The 20260-nt window shown below is 59.7% G+C and carries 29 protein-coding genes and 1 pseudogene; all 30 read right to left on the reverse strand.

Annotated elements, in window-relative coordinates; genetic code table 11:
- Positions 1 to 448: hypothetical protein (locus DW806_RS12530; protein WP_147358104.1), on the reverse strand; the 448-nt coding region annotated here is incomplete at its 3' end.
- Positions 448 to 1023, reverse strand: a complete 576-nt coding sequence (locus DW806_RS12535) for a hypothetical protein (protein ID WP_118730161.1) — start codon at positions 1021 to 1023, stop codon at positions 448 to 450. The genes DW806_RS12530 and DW806_RS12535, both read right to left, overlap by 1 nt.
- A gap of 1 nt (position 1024) precedes the next feature.
- The gene (locus DW806_RS12540; RefSeq protein ID WP_118730162.1) at positions 1025 to 1414 is read right to left on the reverse strand and encodes a hypothetical protein; all 390 of its coding nucleotides are present in this window, start codon (positions 1412 to 1414) and stop codon (positions 1025 to 1027) included.
- A gap of 3 nt (positions 1415 to 1417) precedes the next feature.
- A complete protein-coding gene (locus DW806_RS12545; RefSeq protein ID WP_118730163.1) occupies positions 1418 to 3103 on the reverse strand; it encodes a hypothetical protein in 1686 nt (561 codons plus the stop codon).
- Between the two features lie 3 nt (positions 3104 to 3106).
- Entirely contained in the window at positions 3107 to 3478 is a 372-nt protein-coding gene (locus DW806_RS12550; protein WP_118730164.1) for a hypothetical protein, read from the reverse strand.
- A gap of 2 nt (positions 3479 to 3480) precedes the next feature.
- Complete coding sequence (locus DW806_RS12555) at positions 3481 to 6972, reverse strand: phage tail tape measure protein (protein ID WP_243022746.1); 3492 nt, start codon at positions 6970 to 6972, stop codon at positions 3481 to 3483.
- Positions 6973 to 7157: 185 nt separating this feature from the next.
- A complete protein-coding gene (locus tag DW806_RS12560) occupies positions 7158 to 7769 on the reverse strand; it encodes a bacteriophage Gp15 family protein (protein WP_118730166.1) in 612 nt (203 codons plus the stop codon).
- Positions 7766 to 8140: a DUF6673 family protein gene (locus DW806_RS12565; RefSeq protein ID WP_118730167.1), complete on the reverse strand. Its 375-nt coding sequence runs from the start codon at positions 8138 to 8140 to the stop codon at positions 7766 to 7768. Before DW806_RS12565 ends, DW806_RS12560 begins: the two co-directional genes overlap by 4 nt.
- 13 nt (positions 8141 to 8153) lie before the next feature.
- Complete coding sequence (locus DW806_RS12570; protein WP_118730168.1) at positions 8154 to 8660, reverse strand: phage tail tube protein; 507 nt, start codon at positions 8658 to 8660, stop codon at positions 8154 to 8156.
- Positions 8661 to 9086, reverse strand: a complete 426-nt coding sequence (locus tag DW806_RS12575) for a hypothetical protein (RefSeq protein WP_118730169.1) — start codon at positions 9084 to 9086, stop codon at positions 8661 to 8663. It lies immediately after the preceding gene.
- Positions 9083 to 9508 carry a minor capsid protein gene (locus tag DW806_RS12580; protein ID WP_118730170.1) on the reverse strand — a complete coding sequence of 142 codons (426 nt, stop codon included), beginning with the start codon at positions 9506 to 9508 and terminating at the stop codon, positions 9083 to 9085. Before DW806_RS12580 ends, DW806_RS12575 begins: the two co-directional genes overlap by 4 nt.
- A complete protein-coding gene (locus DW806_RS12585; protein WP_118730171.1) occupies positions 9505 to 9846 on the reverse strand; it encodes a DUF6751 family protein in 342 nt (113 codons plus the stop codon). The genes DW806_RS12580 and DW806_RS12585 overlap by 4 nt, the downstream gene beginning before the upstream one ends.
- Positions 9846 to 10202, reverse strand: a complete 357-nt coding sequence (locus DW806_RS12590; protein ID WP_118730172.1) for a hypothetical protein — start codon at positions 10200 to 10202, stop codon at positions 9846 to 9848. Before DW806_RS12590 ends, DW806_RS12585 begins: the two co-directional genes overlap by 1 nt.
- 17 nt (positions 10203 to 10219) lie before the next feature.
- Positions 10220 to 10363 (reverse strand): C2H2-type zinc finger protein, encoded by a 144-nt coding sequence (locus DW806_RS15260; protein ID WP_158578374.1) that lies wholly within the window; start codon positions 10361 to 10363, stop codon positions 10220 to 10222.
- Between the two features lie 10 nt (positions 10364 to 10373).
- The gene (locus DW806_RS12600) at positions 10374 to 11249 is read right to left on the reverse strand and encodes a hypothetical protein (protein WP_118730174.1); all 876 of its coding nucleotides are present in this window, start codon (positions 11247 to 11249) and stop codon (positions 10374 to 10376) included.
- A gap of 6 nt (positions 11250 to 11255) precedes the next feature.
- On the reverse strand, positions 11256 to 11837 hold the full coding sequence (locus DW806_RS12605; protein ID WP_118730175.1) for a phage scaffolding protein: 582 nt from the start codon (positions 11835 to 11837) through the stop codon (positions 11256 to 11258).
- Between the two features lie 163 nt (positions 11838 to 12000).
- Entirely contained in the window at positions 12001 to 12210 is a 210-nt protein-coding gene (locus DW806_RS12610) for a hypothetical protein (protein ID WP_118730176.1), read from the reverse strand.
- Positions 12207 to 13772: a phage minor capsid protein gene (locus tag DW806_RS12615; protein ID WP_118730177.1), complete on the reverse strand. Its 1566-nt coding sequence runs from the start codon at positions 13770 to 13772 to the stop codon at positions 12207 to 12209. The genes DW806_RS12610 and DW806_RS12615 overlap by 4 nt, the downstream gene beginning before the upstream one ends.
- 3 nt (positions 13773 to 13775) lie before the next feature.
- Positions 13776 to 15143 carry a phage capsid protein gene (locus tag DW806_RS12620; RefSeq protein ID WP_243022749.1) on the reverse strand — a complete coding sequence of 456 codons (1368 nt, stop codon included), beginning with the start codon at positions 15141 to 15143 and terminating at the stop codon, positions 13776 to 13778.
- Positions 15144 to 15187: 44 nt separating this feature from the next.
- A complete protein-coding gene (locus DW806_RS12625; RefSeq protein WP_118730179.1) occupies positions 15188 to 16456 on the reverse strand; it encodes a PBSX family phage terminase large subunit in 1269 nt (422 codons plus the stop codon).
- On the reverse strand, positions 16425 to 16922 hold the full coding sequence (locus DW806_RS12630; protein WP_118730180.1) for a terminase small subunit: 498 nt from the start codon (positions 16920 to 16922) through the stop codon (positions 16425 to 16427). The genes DW806_RS12625 and DW806_RS12630 overlap by 32 nt, the downstream gene beginning before the upstream one ends.
- Before the next feature lie 153 nt (positions 16923 to 17075).
- Entirely contained in the window at positions 17076 to 17495 is a 420-nt protein-coding gene (locus tag DW806_RS12635; protein WP_118730181.1) for a hypothetical protein, read from the reverse strand.
- Between the two features lie 4 nt (positions 17496 to 17499).
- Positions 17500 to 17766 carry a hypothetical protein gene (locus tag DW806_RS12640; RefSeq protein ID WP_118730182.1) on the reverse strand — a complete coding sequence of 89 codons (267 nt, stop codon included), beginning with the start codon at positions 17764 to 17766 and terminating at the stop codon, positions 17500 to 17502.
- A 44-nt stretch (positions 17767 to 17810) separates the two neighbouring features.
- Positions 17811 to 18200, reverse strand: coding sequence for a beta-sandwich lipoprotein (locus DW806_RS12645; RefSeq protein WP_118648008.1), 390 nt, complete (start codon positions 18198 to 18200; stop codon positions 17811 to 17813).
- On the reverse strand, positions 18197 to 18526 hold the full coding sequence (locus DW806_RS12650; protein ID WP_118730183.1) for a hypothetical protein: 330 nt from the start codon (positions 18524 to 18526) through the stop codon (positions 18197 to 18199). Before DW806_RS12650 ends, DW806_RS12645 begins: the two co-directional genes overlap by 4 nt.
- Positions 18516 to 18967: pseudogene (locus tag DW806_RS12655) on the reverse strand (XF1762 family protein). Before DW806_RS12655 ends, DW806_RS12650 begins: the two are co-directional and overlap by 11 nt.
- Positions 18957 to 19307 (reverse strand): hypothetical protein, encoded by a 351-nt coding sequence (locus DW806_RS12660; RefSeq protein ID WP_118730184.1) that lies wholly within the window; start codon positions 19305 to 19307, stop codon positions 18957 to 18959. Before DW806_RS12660 ends, DW806_RS12655 begins: the two are co-directional and overlap by 11 nt.
- Positions 19304 to 19516 carry a hypothetical protein gene (locus DW806_RS12665; RefSeq protein WP_118685325.1) on the reverse strand — a complete coding sequence of 71 codons (213 nt, stop codon included), beginning with the start codon at positions 19514 to 19516 and terminating at the stop codon, positions 19304 to 19306. Before DW806_RS12665 ends, DW806_RS12660 begins: the two co-directional genes overlap by 4 nt.
- 11 nt (positions 19517 to 19527) lie before the next feature.
- A complete protein-coding gene (locus DW806_RS12670; RefSeq protein WP_118730185.1) occupies positions 19528 to 19824 on the reverse strand; it encodes a hypothetical protein in 297 nt (98 codons plus the stop codon).
- Between the two features lies 1 nt (position 19825).
- Positions 19826 to 20224, reverse strand: coding sequence for a RusA family crossover junction endodeoxyribonuclease (locus DW806_RS12675; protein WP_118722272.1), 399 nt, complete (start codon positions 20222 to 20224; stop codon positions 19826 to 19828).
- Positions 20225 to 20260: the final 36 nt, after the last annotated feature.

Here is a 20260-nt window from a genome sequence, read left to right on the forward strand (position 1 = left end):
TAGCGGTCGAAGATGCAGCGACCGCGCTCATATCGTCATACGCGCTGCAGGACAGGCCCGCGAGCGTCGCCACGGTCTTGCCCATCGCCACGCCGCTGGCAGACAGCGCACGCCACATCAGTTCGTTCGCCATCATCGCCTTGCAGCGGTCCTCATCGCCGAGCAGCTCATCCCAGCTGTCGAACTCGTAATACTGCCCCATCCATGTGTAGACGGCATCATTCGCCACATCGCTGGCCAGCAGCATGGAGCGCAGCGTTTCGCTGTTGCGGTCCTCCTTGCCTACCGGCGTACCCAGCACGACGGACACACCGCCGAGATTCTTCGCAAACTCTTTCGCGTGGGTCGGATTTTCGAGCAGCGTTTCCATCTTGTGTACGCCCTTGCGGTAATTGCCCTTGAGGGCATTTGCATAGTTGATAAAGTCAAGCTGATTTACGCCTAACATTACCGTTCACCTCCGTATTCAATAGCCATGTAGCGAATTTTCACCGCTGTGGCTGTGGTTGTACTTCCGTTGACGAGCGTGTTCGCGCTATGCGACGGCGTTGATCCGGACGAGCCGCCGGTGTAGTAGCTTCCGGTGGAAAGCGTCCGCAGGCAGTACAGAAACCCGTCCGCCGTGATGCTTTTCACCTGCACGATGCCATCGAAGTCCTCTGCCTGGCAGACGACCTGCGGTGCGGCGTCGAACGCCTCCCTAAACTTAAACGTATTCCAGCCTGCGCCGCTGTTCGTGATAACACCGACCTCAAAGGCGGTGTCCTCCAGCTCGCCAACGTCACCGGAGCCGCCGCCGCTGGCCGCAAGCGCTGCGAGCATCTGGAACGCATCGTCCGGCACCATGGTTTCGGGATTGCCGCCGAGCATGGTACACGTTTCATCCTTTAGCAGCGTGTACGGATTGAGCGGATCACCCTCGACAACAGGATTGTCCGCACGCTCCATGACGGCGTATTTGGTCGAGCCGTCCTCAAACGTCAGCTTGATACGGCCCGGATTCAGGGCTTGTCTTGCTCTCATTTCACACCTCCCCGGCGTACAGATCGCCGCAGAAGTACCAGCACTGCATCGTGCGCTGCACCATGTCCTCTGCGTCGATCAGAATTTTCTCAATGTCATTGGCCTCATCAGCCGTGAACGGCCGCTTGCCGCTCGGTACGTTCGGCGTGCTCGCGAACAGCACAAGTGCCTTGCGGATAAGCCGCAGATTGTTCAGGTACCGCTTGGCGGCTGCCGGTGTGGCTCTGTCCGTCCACACCCAGTCCGTCCGCGGCGTGACTACCACATCAAAGCCGCAGGCACGCAGCCGTGCGGCAACGTACCGCATGGCCTGCCCGACACGGTTGAGGTCGGTAATGTTGTAGTAATCGCCCCGGGTGCGGTTTGTGATAAGCGTGTCGATAATACTCATGCGTTACCGTCCTCTCAGCGTAATGGTTTCCAGACCGCCGCCGGACAGGTCGGTCACAACGCGCTGGATATAGCCGGTCAGCGTGCGCCCGCCCAGACTGGACACCTCTGCCCGCTCTGCGGCCTGCTCCTGTCCGGGCAGGATCTGTCCCTCGTCGGTATAGCGCAGCTGATAATAGTCGTACAGCCGCCGGGCGGCGTCCTGCGCTTTGCCCGGGTCAACCAGTGTGGCGCTCGTGACGCTCTTTGCACTGGCCTTGGCACCGGCAGGCAGCGGTTCGGTCTTGACCGTGTAAACCGTCTTCGTGTCCTCGTACCCGTAACCGGACAGAATGACCTCTCCGGCCTTGGTGACGTTCACAATGCAGTAGTTCGGGTGCTTCTCCACGATAGCCGCACCGGAAACCGAAGTCACCGAAACCGGCGAGGAAAACGTGACAGTATGCTCCCCGACCTCAAAGGTCGCCTTGTTCAGCTCCTTCACCTCGTCCGTGATGAGCGTGTACTGGTGCGCGGTGATGTCCACCTGCGTGACAAGCGCCTCCATCGTAATTTTGTGCCCGACGATCTTCCGTTCCGGTGTGATGGTCTTGGTAATTTCGCTCGGTGCCGGATAGAACCGCACGATTTCCGTCCGTGCCGTATCGACCACCGCACCGATTGCAAACGCAATCTGCTGCAGCGCCGTCCGCTTGGAGCCAATGGCAAGGTAGCCGGTGAGCGTCACTCCGTCAAACGCCTTGTCAAGTTCAAATTCCACGTTCTCCGGCGTGAGAATATCGTCCAGCAGGTCGCTGACCGGCGTTTTCTCGTAGATACCGCCTTTGTACTCAACGGTATCCAGCACTCCGATCATATCCACGCACGAGAGTGCGGTCACCGCATCCACCGTGCCGGTTGCCTCCTGCAGATAATACTTGCCGAGCATGGTGCGCGTGCTGTCCACGGTCTTGTAGGCGGTCAGCTCCTGCTTCCACTGAAACAGGCGATACGCGCCTGCCGGGTCAAGCAGAGCAAAGCGGCTGTTCGGCGTATAGAACGATACCTCCGCCTTGTTGATCGGCAGCGTGAGCGCCACCGGACTGATCTCCTCTGTGAGATTTGCCGAGGTAACACGCGCATCGTCCAGAATCTCAAGCACACCGAACAGGATACTCGAGGCACGGAAAAACCGGTGCGCGTACTTCATGGATTTCACTGTCACGACCACCTTGTAGTAGTCCTCAACCTGCCAGTCGCAGAAATAATCGAATCGGTCAGGCGTGAAGTCCTTGTCAGCCAGCAGGCCGCCATCATAGCCGTACCATTTGATGTTCACGGTCTTAGGCAGCGTGGCAACGAATGTGAACGTAATACCGGCACTGCTGTGCGGTGTCGGCGTGCCGTCCTCGTTGTAGAACGTGACGGTCAGCGTGGGCGGGTTGGAAAAGGTCAGGTCGCCGCCGGATAGGTCGGTGCTCCACCATCCCCACTGTGTCAGGCGGGCGTTATCCGGCAGCCACTCCTTCGAGCCGTCCAGCGGAAAGCCGAAATCCGGCTCGAGTGTGGCGACATTCGGGAACACGATCGGGTCCTCCGCGTTGATGTCCTCGATACGGGCATAGTCCTGATTCTGCGACACGGCAAAGTGCGCGTCCCCTCTCGCCGTTACGTCCCAGAACCCGAACCGGAACTCACAGGTCGTTTTCATCGGCTACACCCCCAGCGGCTCGGTGCCGGTAAAGGACAGCGTGAGGTTGTCCCACAGAACGCCGTCCTCGTCCTCGGTGATGATCTCGTCGGAAACGCTGTCGAATGCGCCGACATAGGTTTCCGTGCCGGTGTGGCTGCTCGGCAGCTCTACGGCAATATCGTCGGTCGTCGAGCGCAGCAGCGCCATCAATCGGTCGTACTCTGCCGCACCGAAGCTGCCGAGGTTCAGCGCGAAATCCATGTAGGTGGCCTGCACCTCTCGATGGGTGCGGCCGTCCTCGGTTGTCACACGGTATTTCTCCGTGCGCCGCAGCGTGCGCGTTACCGACGCCACACCGACCGCGTAGACGGTGCCGTTCAGTTTGATATTCATGCTCAATCCTCCAGTGTATCGCCTACGCGGTTATCTTCTTCCTTGAGCCGCAGGCCGAGCATACGGACCAGCTCACCGGTCACGCCGTCCCCCTCGATGCGGGCGACCTTCTCGACCGTTTTCGTGCTGTTGTGCACCTCACGGGTGACACCGCCAGCGGCGGCTCTGCCCTCGCTCTGGGCGGCTGCGGCTACGCTGATTTTGCCGGTTTCTGCGGCAACGGCGTTCTGCATCTTGCGCCCCCAGCCGTCCATCTCGTCCTCGAAACCGACGATAAAGCCCTGCGCGGTCGGTGCGCCGACCAGATCGCGCATCTTGCGGGACGGACTGTGGATGTCCATGGCACGCTGCATCTCGCGGATGATGGCGTTGGCGATGGAACGCGCGGTTGCGATCGCGGTCTTGCCCGCCTCCGCCAGGCCCTCGTTAAAGCCCATCATTGCATCAACGCCGACGTCCTCCAGCTGATCGGTCAGCACGCCTAAATCCTCGGGCAGCCGATCGATAAAATCGTTCTGGAGTGTCGTGCGCTGGTCCTGATAGAACTGCGCGGCAACTTTCTGCGCGGCAGCCTGCTTTTCCTGCCACTTGACGATGTAGGCGTTGTACTGCTCCTCAGTCATTTGCAGCAGCTTCTGGCTGTACGCCAGACCGTCGTCGAGGCTCATGTCCGCAATGCCGGAGAGCAGCTCCTCCGGAATGTCGCGTTCCTTGAGTGCCTGCAGTGCATCGCCAAAGGCGTTGATCTGGTCGATGTCGTCCTGCAGGTCGCGAATCTTGAAGCTGTTGCCCAACTTGCCGCTCGTCTTCTCGAACAGGTCGCCGTAGTCGGCCAGTTTCTCAGCAAACTTGTCCTGCCGCTTCTCGATCTCATCGAGCGCTTTCTCGTACTCATCGCGGTACTTCTGCACGGCTTTCAGCTGGGTCTGGAGTGCCGTTTTCTGGTTCTCCTCGTCCTTTTCCAACTGTTCCTTGGCGTGCTTTTCCTTGAGCTCGGCAATCTCGTTGAGAATCTGCTGTTCGTTCTCCTTGGATGCCTTTTTCAGCTTGGCGTACTTCTCGTTCAGAGAATCCTGATACGCCTTTTCGCTCTCGGCCTCCTTGCGCTTAGTCGCGGCAACTTCCATATCGGTGAGCTGCTGCTGGAGATCCTCCTCCTGCTTGACAAGCGCGTTGTTCAACCGTTCGGCGGTTTTGAGCACAGTGTCCTGCGTTTTCTCCATACCGGCGGCAAAGCCGAGCATGGTAAACTTGCCGATTTCGGCGAACACCTTGGACGGGCTGTGAATCTTCAGCAGACCCTTAACGCTGTTCACGATGCCGGAGAAGAAACTGCTGACCTTGCTCCTGAGCCAGCCTGCCATCGAGGAAATACCCTGCCAGACACCCTGTGCAATCTGTACGCCGATGGACGTGATCGAACCCATCAGACCCCGGAACGCGCTGACGATCGCGGAAACGATTTGCGGCACAGCGGCAACGATGGTGTTGATAATGGTCGGCAGGTTGCGGACGAGCGCCACAAGCAGCTGCACACCGGCGCTTGCAATCTGCGGCGCGTTGGAAACCAGTGTGCTGACAACAGCCGTGATAATCTGCGGCAAGGCTGCCGTGATGGTCGAAATAATCGTCGGCAATGCCTGAATGAGTGCTACCAGCAGTGTGATACCGGCCTGCACGATCTGCGGCACGTTGCTGACGAGTGTTGTCACGATGCTGTTGATGATCTGCGGCAGTGCGGCTGTAATCGTCGAGATGATGGTCGGCAGCGCCTGCACGAGTGCAGTCAGCAGTGTAATGCCGGTCTGCACGATCTGCGGCACGGCGCTGACCAGGACGGATACCAGACCGTCAATGATGGTCGGCACAGCGGCCACCAGCACAGGGATTGCCGAGATAAGGCCCTCTGCCAGTCCCTCGATGAGCGTGATAGCTGCTTCGACCAGTGTCGGCAGCACCGCTAAAACGCCCTCGATAAAGCCGTTCAGCAGCGTGCCCGCCGATGCCACCAGCGTGGGAATGTTTGCAACAAGTCCCTGCACCAGTTCGTTGATGGCCTGTGCCGCGATGGGCAGCAGCGTCGGCAGAGCCGTACCCAGACCGTTCGCCAGCGCGGTGATGATCTGCACCGCTGTTGTCGCCAGCAGCGGCAGGACGGTCACAATGCCGTTCACCAGAGCGTTCACAATGCCCAGTGCGCTCGTCACCAGCGCCGGAAGATTCGACTGAATGCCCGTGACAAGCGAGGTGAGCAGCTGCACGCCTGCGTTTATCATCTGCGGCGCCAGACCGGCGATGTAGGACACCATCTGTGCCAGCGCATCACCGACCGCGCCCACAGCGGCAGTAATACCGCCCTGACTGAACGCATCCGAGATTTCACCGACCATGCTAGTGGCAAGCTGCACACTCTCGCGCAGCGGTCCGTTCATGCTCTCGTAGGCGGCAATGCCCAGACCCTCAAGGCCGGACTGCAAAATGGTAATGTCGCCCTGCAGGTTGTCCAGCTGGGTGTCTGCCATGTCCTGCATGGCGCCGCCGCTGTTTGCGATGGCATCCGCAAGGTTGTCGAACTCATCACCGCAGCCCGCAAGCAGCGCCTGTGCGGATTTGAGGTCAACCTTGTTGAAGATCTCGCTGAGTACCTTGGTCTTTTCGCCCTCGGTCATGTTCGCCATGGACTTGTTGAGGTCCTTGAACACCTCGTTGAGCGGGCGCATATTGCCTGCCGCATCGTAGACGTTCAGACCGAGCGAGTTCATCGCATCGGCGGCCTTGTCGGTCGGCGCGGACAGCGACAGGATAACGTTTCGCAGCGCCGTACCGCCCTCTGCGCCCTTGATGCCGCGGTTGGCGAGCACGCCGAGTGCAGCGTTCAGCTCGACCGTACCGCCTGCAAGGCTCTTTGCCGTGCCGCCGACGGTGAGGATGGCCTCACCGAGCTGTGCGACCGAGGTGTTGGCCTTGCTGGCGGTTTTCGCCATCTGGTCACCGAACTTGGTCAGGTTTTCGTTAGACGCCTCAATGCCGAGCGCCGCCATGGCGTCGGTTGCCAGGTCAGAAGCGTATGCTAAATCCATACCGCCCGCCGCTGCAAGGTTTAGGACAGCGGGCAGAGCGTCCGCCGCCGTCTGGGCGTCGTAACCGGCGAGGGCGAGGTAGTTGAGTGCCTCAGCAGCCTGCGAAGCGGAGAACGCGGTCGTCGCACCGGCATCCTTGGCCGCCTTACTGAGCAGCTCGAAGTCTGCGCTGCCGTTTGCGATCTCGTCGGTCGTGATGCCCATAGTGGCTGCCACCTGCGACATACTGCTCTCAAAGCCGCTGCCGACCTTGATGGCCGCCGCAGCCAGACCGCCGACAGCAGCCGTTGCGGCACCCACTGCCGTGCCGACACCCTTGAGGGCGCCGCCTGCAAGCGAACTCAGTCCGCCTAATGTCTTTTGAAACGCACTGGAATCGCCCTTAATGTCAATAATAACCGAGCCATCGGCCATAGTGTCACCTCTTTTACGGGACACCATCGGCACTCTGGCGCTACTTGGTGTTGATAATCACTTCAAATTCCTTTTTGCACTTCCGGCCCTTGCACCGTACCCAGATACCTGAGCACTGGGCGGTCTTAGGCTCGTACTGGATCGGCATAGAATAGCCGCAAAAAGGACATTTTACTTTTACTTTCTCAATGGGTATCACCCGCTTCCCTAAACCGGCGTGCAACGTATTCCTGCATCTGCCGGTCGCGCTCGGCAAGGCTCATTGCGCTTTCTACGCTGCGACTGTTCGTGAGGGCATAGAGTTTCCGCATCTTCTCGTAGAACTTCTTCTGTGCCTTGGGCATTCCCTTGAGGTCCGCCGTGCGGTAGCCCATGATCTTGACCAGCTCGCACTCCTGCGGCAAGGCACGGAACAGCGCACGGAATTTCCACCAGTGCATATTGCTGTCGGTCAGGTCGATGCCGTAGCAGGACAGGAACGCGGCGTAAATGTAGTCCGCATCCTGCTCAAAGCAGTACGCTTTCTTGTGATGTGCGCCGCCGCTTCCCTTGCCCTCTTTCGGGCTGTCTTCACCGCAGCGGTAGAACCACAGCAGCGCATCCAGCGCCGCACCGAGGTCGGCCGGAACGGTCGGGTAGCACAGCTCGAGCGCCGTCCGTACCTTGTCCGTGTCCGACAGATCAGCGTCCTGCATGGCAAGCTCAAACCGCACCCACACATGGAACGCGGTGTGGATGGGACAGCGCCTGCCGCCCACCTCCACACATACCGGCAGCTCCTCGGTCAGAATGTTCACGACGGCAGGCGGCGCGGTGCAGCACGGCGGGCAGCACGGTTGGGCGCAGCCGTCTGCGCGGACTGGATCTCCGCCGTGAGGGCGGTCAGATGCTCACGCTGCTTGGAAACGAGTTCGAGGAACTCCTTGAATGCCTGCAGGCACTCCATCATGTTGGTGCGCTGACCGAACAGCTCCTTGTGGAAGCCGTCACCGAACAGCGTGTCGAAGAACGCGAACACGGTATTGCACTGACGGCGGATACCGTCGGCAAGCGATTCGCCCTCCTTGGGTACAGCACTCTCGAGCACGGTCTGCACCGCACCCTCGTACACCTCGGCGGTGTCTGCATCGTAGATGTCAAAATCGACCTCAATATTGCGGAAAACCATGTTTTACTCCTCCTTAACCTGCTGCGGAATAGGTGTAGCTTGCCGGTGCATCGCCGGACTTCTTCAGCTCGATGTCGATCTCGCTGCTCTCACCGGCATCGCCTGCGCCGTCCGAGTTGACGATGATGGAGCACTTGCCCTTCTCGCCCTGACCGTTCAGCAGGCAGAAATAAACGTAGTCGCGGACAACGCTGTTGCCGGTGCCGTACTTAACGGCGTGCGACAGTGCAAAGTCCTGAAAATCATCGCCCACATAGCGGTCACCGGAAACGGCAAAGCTGCGCTGCGTGCCGGTCTTGGTGGTGGACTGGCCTGCGCGGATGTACTGCTTGTCCTGCGTTACCGGGTTGAGCTGTGCATCCAGGCCGGATACACCGATCTGCACCACGGCGTAGTCTGCCGCGCTCGCAGCGTTGCCTTCGGCGGAGCAGTCCACCGCAAGGACAAAGTCATCGTTTGTCACGAAGCCCTCAAAGCTCGTGCTCGGCGTGTGATTCTTCATCAGTTCGGAAAGTTTCATTTATCGTTCTCCTTTCTGGAAATAGGACAGGCGGCACTGGATCTGATACCGTGCCGTGTCCGTATCGGGTGCGAAAACATAGCCGGAGGTCGTGACCTCCAGTTTTCGCGCGTTTCGTCCGTCCCCGAGATCGGGGAACGAACGGGTTCGGTTCTGCTTGTCCAGCCACTCGGCAAATTCCTCGAAAAAGCACAGGTTGTCGAGCTGCTGGCGAACAAACTCGCCGTAATAAGTGCGGGTCGCCAGTACGAACAGGAACTGCCGCTGACTGGATCCATCCATGTACGCCTTGAGGACCGGCTTTACCGGCACAACGTCCACCGAGTAGGTGGCGGCCTCCGGCGGCAGGAAGTCCACGTTCAGCGTGCCGCCTTTCAGCAGCGGACAGGTTTGCAGGTACTTGCGTACCGCTTCGATAATGCTCATTTGGCTTTGCCTCCTACATAGCTTGCGACGGCTTTCACGACCTCGTCGCCTCTGTCGGCCATCATGCGCTTGTCCCAGTCCCTGCCGCGCATCGGTGCGCCGTTGTAGCTGAGCGCACGCCCTGCGCCGACCTTCTTCTCGCCGGACTTCGCCCACGGCGAACCGGAACGTGTGCCGACCATGACCTCACCGACGTACTGGAAGTGCGCGTACGGCCCTCGGTAGGTGATGCTCGAGCCATCCGGCGCGATGGTATACGCAGTTTTCATATGTGCGCCGGAGCCGCTGCTCATCGGCACATATGGGTCGCACAGCCGCACAACGGTCTGCGCGAGCATTTTCTGGGCGGCGTTGTCGCTGCCGAGGCCGCGTGCCCGCAGAATGGTTTCCGGCTTGATGTCGGTCCTGATACTCAGTTTCATTGTCCCACCACCGCCACATGAGGGATGCCGCCGCGGCGGTTGTCGGCTACGGCCATCACCTTGCGGGCGTGCAGCCGTGCCAGATCGGCAGGACGTTCGAGCGCTGTACCGTCCGGCAGTGCACCGTGTACGATGTGGTCACCCACCTCGGGCAGCGGTGCGCCGTCTTTCAGCACAGCCGCCGGAATCCGGACTTTCACGCTGTTCGCATATACCAGACCGGCGTTCTCGGTCTTGACCTGGGTGCGGTCGTACCAGCTCACACCGGATAGCGTGCTCACGGTGTAGCCCTCGCCGTTGTACTTGATGAGCGTGATAACATCGTTGCAGTAGAGCATTACCTCACCCCTCTGTACAGCAGGCCGGTCGGACCGAGGAACAGCGCCGCTGCTTCGTACAGCCGGCGGCCTTCGGTCTTTGAGTTGCTGATGCCCGCCACATAGGTCACGGAAACGCCGTCGTTGGTTTCCGAAGCAATACCGCCGCCCTGCTCATTCAGCAGGTAGGCATCCGCCACAGCGCAGAACGCCAGCTTTGCGCGTTCCTCGACGTCAGCGGTCAGCGTACCGGACGTCCGGCCCATGGTCAGCTCGTCCAGATAGGCGGACGACAGCACAGCCATACGGTCAAACTCCGCCTGTTCCATCTTCCCGTGATAGGTTTCGGTATAGAATTTGTAGTCCGCTGTCAGCACAGCGCCCGCCTCCTCTCTTACGGTGCCGGAGTGCCGTCCGGCTCGGTGTGTTTGTCCTTCAGGTGCTTCTCGAGGGATTCCTCGGTCTTGTATACCTTGCCGCAGTGCGGACAGGTGTAGACCGGCTCATCCTCGAACACCAGACCTACGATCTTACCCATAATGGCCTCCTTACGTTGCCTTGTGGTGCAGGTAGATGCCTGCGACCTTGTTCTTGTACACGTCCGCGATAGCCACCTGACGGTAGCCGAACTTATACGCATCGCCGTCCTGGTTGGCACCCGGCTCGATGATCTTGGGCGCGATGTGCTTGGAGAACTGGATCAGCGCAGGCTTGTGCAGGATCATGAAGTTGATGTCCTTGCCGCCTTCGGCCTTGGCGTAGCCGCCTGCCTCCTCGCCGGTCTTGCCGGACTTCTGCTCAATGGCAGTGTAGAAGCGGCTCTGCGGCACCTTGACCACCTTGGCGAAATTCTGCATGACCTCGCGGCTCTTGGTGGTGTCCATATCCTGCACATAGCCGAGCAGCAGCGGCGTGATGTACAGATAGCGCTCGTTTGCGGGCACCTCGTCCTCGTCCATCTTGGTGATGGCGGCACGCAGCGCCGCGATAACGGCCGCACCGTCCGCAAGCGATGCACCGGCAGCCACCTTGGAGATGCCGGTCTTGCCCGCATACTGGGCGAAGCGGAACGCATCCTCCTCGGGTGCTACCTTGGTGCGGATGAACTCGCCCGCCAGCTGACCGAACGCGATACCGGCGGTTTCGAGGTTGTCCATCGTGTCCACGTTGAACATACGGCCGCGGTCAAAGTTGCACTTGACCGTTTCGTTGGTGAGCGTTACATCGCCCTTGACGTAGCCTTCGTTGCGGGAATAGTCGCCCAGACCCTGCATGGACAGCATCGGGATGATCAGCTCGTTGGCATTCGCGCCCTGGCGTACCAGATCGGCATTGCCGTCCAGATCGGCGGTCAGCGAGGCCAGCTGATAGGTTTCGTCGAGCAGCGGCACAAACTGCTGCGCGAGAGTGATTGCATTAGGCATAAATCATTACTCCTTCTTAGTCGTCAGCCCGAACGCTGCACGCAGCGCATCCGAGCCGGTTGCGGGACCGCCGCCGCTGCCGCCCTTGGTAGCGATCGGGGTCTTGTCGTCGTTCTCCGGCAGAAACGCATTCGGGTCGGTTTCCTGATAGGTCTTGGTGAAATCCTCCAGACCCAGCAGTTTACCCTCCTGAACCGGCAGCTTCTTCGCGGTCAGGTCGGCCACAAAGGCTTTCCTTGCGCTCTCCGAGGAGAATTTCAGCGCGGCGGTCGCTTCCTTCACGGCAAAGCCGTATTCCGCTGCCGCCAGCTGATCCTTGAGCGTCTGGGTGTCCGTGTTATACTTGGATTCCCATTCGTCGGCCTTGGCCTTTACGCCCTCGATGTCCATGTCCTTGTAGGACTTGATGGTGTCGTTGGCGGTGGTGAGCTGCTCTTTCAGGCCGTCGCGCTCGGTGGTGAGGGTCGTGATCTGGTTGTTCTTTGCCTCGATGTCACGGCCGTTCTCGGCCATGATGGCGTCAATGGCACTCTTGGGCAGCTTTGCGCCCTCGCCCAGATCCAGACCTTCGAGAAATTCGCGTTTCATGCGTTGTCCTTCCTCCGCTACGCTTTTTTACGAGGGTCGCATCCTCCTGCGGTGTGCCCGTTTACGCCCGGCACTGGCGAATTTGGGTATGAAAAAACCGCCTTGTCGGCGGCTTGTTCGCGGTTTTGGGTATAAGAAAACCGCCTTGCTTTCGCTTGGCGGCTTAGGTATTCGGTTCGCTTACGCGGTACCAGCCGCATTTCGCGCACGCGGCATCTGCTTTGTTCAGGTCAAACGGTTCGGGCAGCAGTTCGGCATCCATGTTGTCCTCTCGGACTTCCTGCACCTCATAGCAGCCGCCTGCGCCGCCCCAGCTTATCTCACGCTGAAATAGCGGACAAAAGTGCCTTTCGGCGGGTTCTCGTGCTTTCATTGGTTCTCCTCCAGATAATCGTCGTACTTCTTCCGCCACTTCTGCGGAACAGCGGTAACCAGCTTGTGGTCAAAGTTCAGGACTGCGTAGCCATCCTCCGCCATGAATTTAAAGGTCTGGCGTTCCGGCTGATACAGGGTCAGCTTGGCGCTGTCCACAAAGGACTGTGCGCGTTCTGCCGTCATGTCGGCACGGTCGGTCTTGACCGCACGGTTCTCCACCGCATGAGCGCTTTCGCTCACGATCTTCGGCGCACCGGCAGAAACGATGATCTCCTTTTCGCTGATCCTCTGCTTGTATTCTACACCCTGCTGTTCCAGCAGGTCAATGATTGGTTTCTCTTTCAGGTACTCCCGCAGATTTTCCTCCGGACCGCTGAGTGAGAAATACCGGTTGGCCTTGTGCTGTGCCGAACGAGCCGAACCGCTTGCCTGCGCCGCTGTTTTGCGGCTCCAGCCTGCAATCTGCTCCCGATCACGCTGGCGTTTCAGTCCGGTCTGCGAGAGGAAATCCTTCTGCACGGTCTGCCACTGGGCGATCTTGACCGCGCTCTCAGTGGTATCCTGTCCGGCGGCCTTCATGGCGATATTCTCGCGCTTCCAGCGCCTCAGCTTGCGCTCAATGCCGCGCTGGGTCTGGAGTGCCTCGTACTCGGTCATTTTCTTGCCGTTATACTCGTAGTCCTTCGCCTTGTAGCTGTCGAGCAGCTTGTCCGAGTAGGTTCTCGGTAGCCCCTCGAAGAACGGGTAGAACGAATGCGAACAGTTCCAGCCGCCAAGCCCCTCGCCGGTGCCGTAGCCGGTCACCTGCACGAAATCCGGGTACTTGCGGCTCTTGCCCGACCGGCTGAACACCTGTCCCTGCCACTCGGCGTGAGATGGTCGTGCGCCGCTGTGCGCGGTGGTTTCCACCAGATCGCAACCGAGTTCGTCGGCTCTGGCCTCCTGCATCTGCAGGCAGGTCTGGTTGACGCCGGTAACGAGCGCACGCCGCACCGCGACCTCAAGCGTGTCAACGTGCCCGCTCGGATAGGTTATCGCGCCGACACCCTGCTGTGCAAGGTGCTTGATGGCGCTCCTGACCGCTGTGTTCGGGTCAAATGCACCGCTCGTCACCTGCATATAGGCGCGGTCGAGCGCGTTCTCGAACTGCCGTGTGGCCGTGTTGGCTGTTGTTTTTGTGAGGTTGCGGAACAGGCCGCCCGTCTTTTGCAGTCCGGCGTTCAGCACCTCCTGCACCGCAGGCGAGAGTTCCGACTTGCCGACCAGACCGGCAGCCTGATAGATCTTCTCATCAGCTGAGAGCGTTTCCACGCCTGCCTCCTGCATGATGGCGGCAATCTCTTTGCGGCTCTTGCCGGTCAGGCCGGACAGCTTGGAAATGATGTCTCTGCGGAGTGCGCCCATCTCCTCGAGCTGCTCCATCTGGTACTGCGCGGACGGAATGAACAGGTCAAAGCCGTTGATGCGCCGTGCCATGTCAGCGAGAATGTCCGCCTCTGCCTGTGCGTAGAGTTCCACCACGCTGTCCGGCAGCCGCTGGAGGTATTCCGGCGTGAGCATGGCTTACTCCTCCCCGAACAGCGGCGGCGATGCCGCAGGCATGAACGCCTTGGCCTCGTCCTCCGAGATACCGAAGTACCACGCGAGCAGCTTCTCCGGCGAGAGGTAGCCGCTGTCTACCAGTTCCTTGCGGCGCATATATTCCTTGTCGGTGTCCTGCAGTACGCCGTCGCCCCAGCTGAAGCTGACCTCGTACTCGCCCATCGGCGCGAGCTTGTACAGGCTGGCGTAAAAGTCCATCACCCAGATCAGATGCTCGAGTGCGCTCTGCAAGGCTCTCTGCACGTCGCACACAGCGGAGTAGGAACGCTGCTTGCTGCTCCTGATCTCCTCGGCGGTCTTGTCCACAGCCTGTGGGTCGGACAGCGTGCCGTAAGCGAGGTTGCAGTTGAACTCGATGCGCTTGAGCAGCTTGTCCAGTCCATTGAACAGCGAGGTGTCGCGGATGGCCGGATTGAACACCTTGTACAGATCGCCGCTCTGTCCCTGGTCGATCGCGAGTTCTCGGAACAGGCGCTTGCTGCGCGGCGGCAGCGTTGCCGGTCTGCCGTCCGGACCGCTTACCTGCAAGGCACCCTGACTGGCGTCGATGGCAAGCTCACTACCCTCGTACTCCCACAGGATGCGGCTGTACTGCCGGTCGGCTTCGCGGATCAGCCCGACGGCGCGGCTGTACACCGACACACCGAGCGGGCTTTCCGGGTCAACCGTGTTGCTGAACGGCAGCCGGAAGTACGCGAACAGCACGCCCTCGGGCGCGGTGCCGTCCTTGTAGCGGATGGTCAGCTCAGGTTCGAGGTCTGCCCATTCATCGACGGCGGCAAGGCTGCACGGATTGCCGAGCGTGCCCTGCGACAGCGACGAGTAAGCCAGATTGCGGATGTTGTAGCCGTCGTCGGTCAGCTGGTGGTGCTCCATGCGCGTGTAGTAGGTCTTTCCCTTGGTGACCTGCTCGACGAATACGGCTCCGGTCACCTCGCCGCGGCTGTTGAACGCCGTCGGCAGAAAGCGCCACGCCGGAACGCAGTCCACAGCTATCCGCTCGCCGTCCACATAGGGCTTGAACACCAGACCGCCGCCTGCGGCCGCTGTTTCGACCTGACTGCGGAGTTCGTTCAGCACCCGCTCGTACTCGCCCTGCAGGTAGTCTGCGCGTGCGCTGCCGGTGATGCTGCTCTCCAGCTCAACGGTCGTCAGGCGGGCAATCTCGCCCGCGATGGCGGCAGGCAGGCCGAGGCTCTGGGTCGTGTCGTCCAGCCACGGCGCACGGTCAATGAACATCATCGCCCACTGGTCAATGGCGGCCTGCATCTCCGTGCTGATGGCCACATCGACCTTGAGCGAGCGTTTTGCATCGTTGATATGCAGCATTTTTGTGAAAACACCTCGAATCCATGTTAAAAATCTTTGTAACATCACTGACCTCGTTTCTTCCAGACAGGTTCCAGTCCGTACCGCACCGCATCAATGTGGTGGTTGTTGGCATCGGGATAGCCTGCCGTGATCTCGCCGTCCGCGCCCCGCTCGTACTCGTACTCGCTGAATTCCTTCCAGGTGTCCGGGCACCGTACCGGGTCAATGACGATGCGGAGGAGCGACTGCAGCCACTTGTGCGAGTAGTCCACGCTGCCGGATCCCTTGATGGCGCCGCGGCAGAACAGGCCGTAGTTCTTGTAGTCCTGCACGGACTTCGGCTCGGCAGAATCCGCCGTGATGCGGTCAGCACCGGTCAGGCCGAACGCGAGCAGCGCATCGGCGGTTGCGCGGTTGCCCTGCTTGTACCGGGTCAGCTCCCCGAAGATGTACAGCGTGCGGCGTGCGGCATCGTAGTGCATCCGGTTGAACGCCCACGGGTCCGGGTAGAAGCCCCAGTCAACGCCGTTGTAGATGCGGTCGAAGCGGCTGATCTCCTCATCGGTGATGCGGCGGCTTTGCAGGTTGTCGAACACCTCAGCGCCCGAGCCGGTCACCTTGCCGAGATACTCATGCTCGTAGGCAGCTGGGTTTGTGTCGCGCAGGTGCTCGGCATCCATGATGAACTGCTCACCGAGCCATGCACGCGGCACGGTCAGATAGGTGCTGTGGTGATTGACCAGGTCGGATCTGTTCCAGTTTGCCGGGTTATTCACCCAATTCCTCTGAGATTTGGGCGGGTTGTAGGAAAAGAACACGGTGAATTGTTCGCCGCCACGCACAACGGACTGCCGCACACTGCGGATTTTCTCCGGGTTCTCAAACTCATCCAGCTCCTCAAACCACAGGTACTTGATATAGCCTTTGGAGACCTTGATGGACTTGGCCTTTTTGACCTTATCAGCGCCCCGGAACAGGATGACCTGCCCGGTGGGGATGTATGTGAGCCGCAGCGGGCTCACCGTTTCCTTCCACAGGTGAGCCACGCCCAGCTTGTTGATCGCCCATAGCAGCTGCTCAAAAACGCTGTCATGCAGCTGCTCCTTGTAGCGGCGGAACGCCACCGCATTGGTGATCTTGCCTGCCTGAGCATCCCTCATCATGTCAAGAATAATCTCCGTACCAACGAACGAAGACTTTGCGGAACCTCGCCCGCCGTCCAGCTTGTAGTAGGTGTGCCCGCCTGCGGCGATGTCGCGGTGCACCTCGTAGAACGACGGCGCGATGACGTCGGTCAGCTTAACCTGTTCCGCTGTCGGGAATGTCGTCAATAATCTGCACCCCCATATCTCCGGTCAGGTGCACGTTGTCGGTGAACATACCGAGGTGCTTGCCGAGCAGCTCCAGTGCTTTGAGCTTGTCCGCCATGCGGATCTCGCGCTCAATGCCCATCCCGGCATCGGTCGGGATCTGCTTGACCTTGACCGAGGCAATGGCGGCGGTATCGTCCGCGCTGGCGTTCGGCAGCAGCTTAGCGTTCTCAAAGTCCACCACATCGGCAGCGTTGACAAACGCCACCTTTGCCAGCTCACGCACAATGCGCTCTTGATTGACCCCCGTCCGGCGGGACAGCTCCGCCATGGCGGCATCAATGCGCGCGCGGATTTCAGGTTTGTGCAGGTTTTCCGAGCCGATAGACCCGGCGGTTTCCGGGCTGTATCCGGCACGGATCGCCGCCTGCGTGGCGCACAGGTCGATGAGGTATTCCTCGACGAACCGTTTCTGTTTGCTTGTCATGGTTTCACTTCCTTTCGGGCACGAAAAAGCACCCTTGTTTCCAAGAGTGCCTTTCCGGAGGTGTTTCCAATGCTATGAAGCAGGAGAAATGCGGGACCTTAGTTTCATTCCCGCTGAACTTCATGATACCAGTATAGCAGGAAACTATGTGAACTAACATGGCCTGTTCGCATTTTCTTTCAGAATTTTTTCTGCTGCCTGCAATGCTCTGCCATGCAGCCGCATGACCCAGCGCAGAGTGCGGTCTAAGTCAACCGCGATTTTCTCCCACTTCTCAAAGTTTAAGTACCGTTTTGTGAGAAGTGTCCGCAGGGTTGTATCCGGCACCTCGACAATCACCGCCGCGATCTCCTGCTTGATGCCCACCAGCTTGTCGATCTGGGCATCCACCTGTGCGGCAAAGTCGGCGTAGCGGCTCAGGCCGCCGTCTGAGGTACCGCCGCCGCCCGGTGCACCGCTCACCGATGCCACGCCGGACACGCAGCGGTCATATGCCCGGCGCTTGGCACTCTCCAAAGCCGTAATCTCGCGGTCGAGTGCCCACCCGCGGTTCAGCCAATCCTTAGTTGTCATAATCCTACCTCAACGTGATTCCGTAGTCTTCGAGTTCCTTTTCGAGATCGGCGATCGACACATAGCCCTTGGAAACGCTGTCCGCGAGGTAGTTTACCTCGTCCCAGACCCGCCGGAGCCGTGTGTAGCCGAAGCCCTCCTTATCCCGCAGCGCCGAGAAAAAGATTGCCCATGCTGTTGTTACCGCCTCGTTCTGCGCGGCTTTCTTTGCCTTTTGTACGTCCGCCAGTGTCGCCGGACGCCTGTGCGGATTGACACGCTTTTTCTTCATCGCCATACCTCCATGCTAAATAGCGCCGAACCTTGTCGCTGTATTTAGTCATGCGACGTCACCGTAACCGGAATGATCATCTCCGGCAGGAAATTCACCTCGTAGTGGAACTTGTCCACGTAAGCGCCGCTGACGTCCTCCACAACGTAGATCGTCCAGTCGTTGAGGTACACAAGGTGTTTCTTGTAAACGCCCTGCCCGGTCTCGACAGTCACCTCCAGCTCGTTCTCGCTGTTGTTCGAGATGGCGAAGTTGCCGATCAGCTCAAACACCGGCTTGTCCGTACGCGCGTTGATGACTTCCAGACGGCGCGTGACGTTGAAATTGTCCGCCTCCTTCGAGATGTTGTACGCAACGCGCTCGCTCTCCCTGCAGGCCGACAGACTACACATCATAGCACCGCAGAGCAGTGCCGCCATGATTTTCTTTTTCATTTTTGTTCCTCCAGATATTTTCTCATAATTCGGACCGCTACGCGGCACGCCTCGTCACAGTCGGTGCAGAGCCGCGCCTCCGGGTTCATATGACCGGTGCAGCCCATGCAGCCGCCGAGGCGCTTGAGCTGCGCAAGCAGCGTGTCGCGTTCCTTTGCGACCTGCTCCAGCGCGTGTTCATACAGGCTCAGCCGCACCGCGGCCTCCCGCGCGATCGCGCAGCCATGCACGCCGCAGTTGTGCTCATGCCCGCAGCCGAGGCAGACCAGCGAGCCGGTCTGCACTTTCAGACTTTGCAGTGACTTGATAAGCTCGTCAGTTTTCATCGGTCGTCACTTCCCATCTCAACTTCATTTCCGCCGGGTAGAGATCCGTTTCCGGACAGCGAGCGCCTGTCCAGCGCAGGCCGCCAGCCTTCCCCATACACTTCCAGCCAGCGGCTTTCAGGCTTGTCCCCGGTTCGCTTTCCAAAATGTACGTTATAAGTCGCTTGTATCCCATCGCCCGGGCAACTCGCCATGCGGCAGCGTAGAGCATGGAGCACGCATTGCGCGTGCCGTCCGTGCACAGACGATTGACCTCCAGTGTCAGTAATCATCCAAGTGGCGCGACACCGGTCGGCCTACAATAGCAACACCGACGATTTTATCTCCATCCGCACATGCAATCGAAAACTTATGTCCGACAGTCGGCTTGTGATGACGGTGATGATCTCTTACATAGGCATTTGCACCTCGCAGCGAGATCGGTATGATTTCAAGCGCCATGGTTCTCACCCCGTTCCAGCAGCTCCTTCCGCAGCTCCTTGAGCTTGTCCGTCAGCAGGCTCTCGGCCTTGCTCCCGGCTTTCAGCTTGCCGCCCTTATTGCAGAGATTGAAACGCGGACGATTGACGTTGCCCATGCTGCCGCCCGGAAAGAAGTCGTCGCCCTCATACCAGCTGGCCGTAAAGAACGAGCCGTCCGGCAGGTCGAGCCGGTACACGCTAAGCCCAATCTCGGGCGCTTTGTGCCAGATGCCCCAGTTACGCCAGTCAGACAGCACGGCCTTACGCTTGCTCTCGTTGGTCAGGGCGAGAATGTCCTTACCTGTCAGTCCCAGCATCATACCTCATTTCCTCCCATCCGCAGCAGCTCTGCGGCCACGCACTCCGAGCAGTGCTCGATCAGGTCGTCATGGTCCTCGATTTCTCGCGGAAATCTGCAATACTCGTCGCAGAACTCCTCCATCACCTTGTTTGCCCGCTGCTCCCAGCAGGCCGGATGGAACACGGGTGCAGTCCGCACACCCTGTCCACAGAATTTACATTTTGCCATTGTTCTCCTCCTCAAAACATCGTTTCAACTTCCCCGACGATCTTCTTCACCTCGGGGTTCTCGCTCTGCCGCAGCAGCTTCATTGCCGTACCGGCACGCAGCCACTCGGCCTCCTGCGCGAGGTTACGCTCGTAATCTTTTTTCAGCTCCTGCTTATACGCCACGCCCTCCTCACGGGTCAGGCCGCCGTGAAAATGCAGCTCATACAGCAGCCGCAGCGCCAGCCAGATCATGCGCTCGGCGGGTGTCAGACCGTCCGGCTCGGGTTTGCGGTCGTATGCCCGCTGGTTCATCTCCTCAAAGTCCATATCAGCCCTCCACCGGCTCGATGTGAATCCAGATGCCGGGCGTGTCCGCCCAGAATTTCTCCGTGATCTCCGAGCACACCAGCGCATCGTCCGTCCAGAAGTGCTCGGCGGTCATGCAGTCCTTGAGCAGCTTCTGCAGGTTGTCCGTATCCGGCTTTGTCGTACGGTAGCTGCCGTTCGGGTGTTTTCCTCGCGGGAACAGCCACTTCACTACGAGCCGCACACCGCCTGTATACGGCTGTTCCGGCCGGTGCTGCCCGAGGTGAGCGCACAGCTTTGCCCGAGCGGCGGCAAGCGCCTGCGGCTCGTAGAACTGCGGCTTGCCATGCACCACGCGCACCTGCTTCTCCTGCGCCGTACACGTCGGCGGGCGCATCGCCATGAAAAACTGCGTTACCATTTTCTTCTTCTCTCCTCTCGCGCGACGGGTCCAGTC

The sequence above is a fragment of the Butyricicoccus sp. AM32-19 genome, assembly GCF_003480365.1.
GTDB lineage: Bacteria > Bacillota > Clostridia > Oscillospirales > Butyricicoccaceae > Agathobaculum > Agathobaculum butyriciproducens.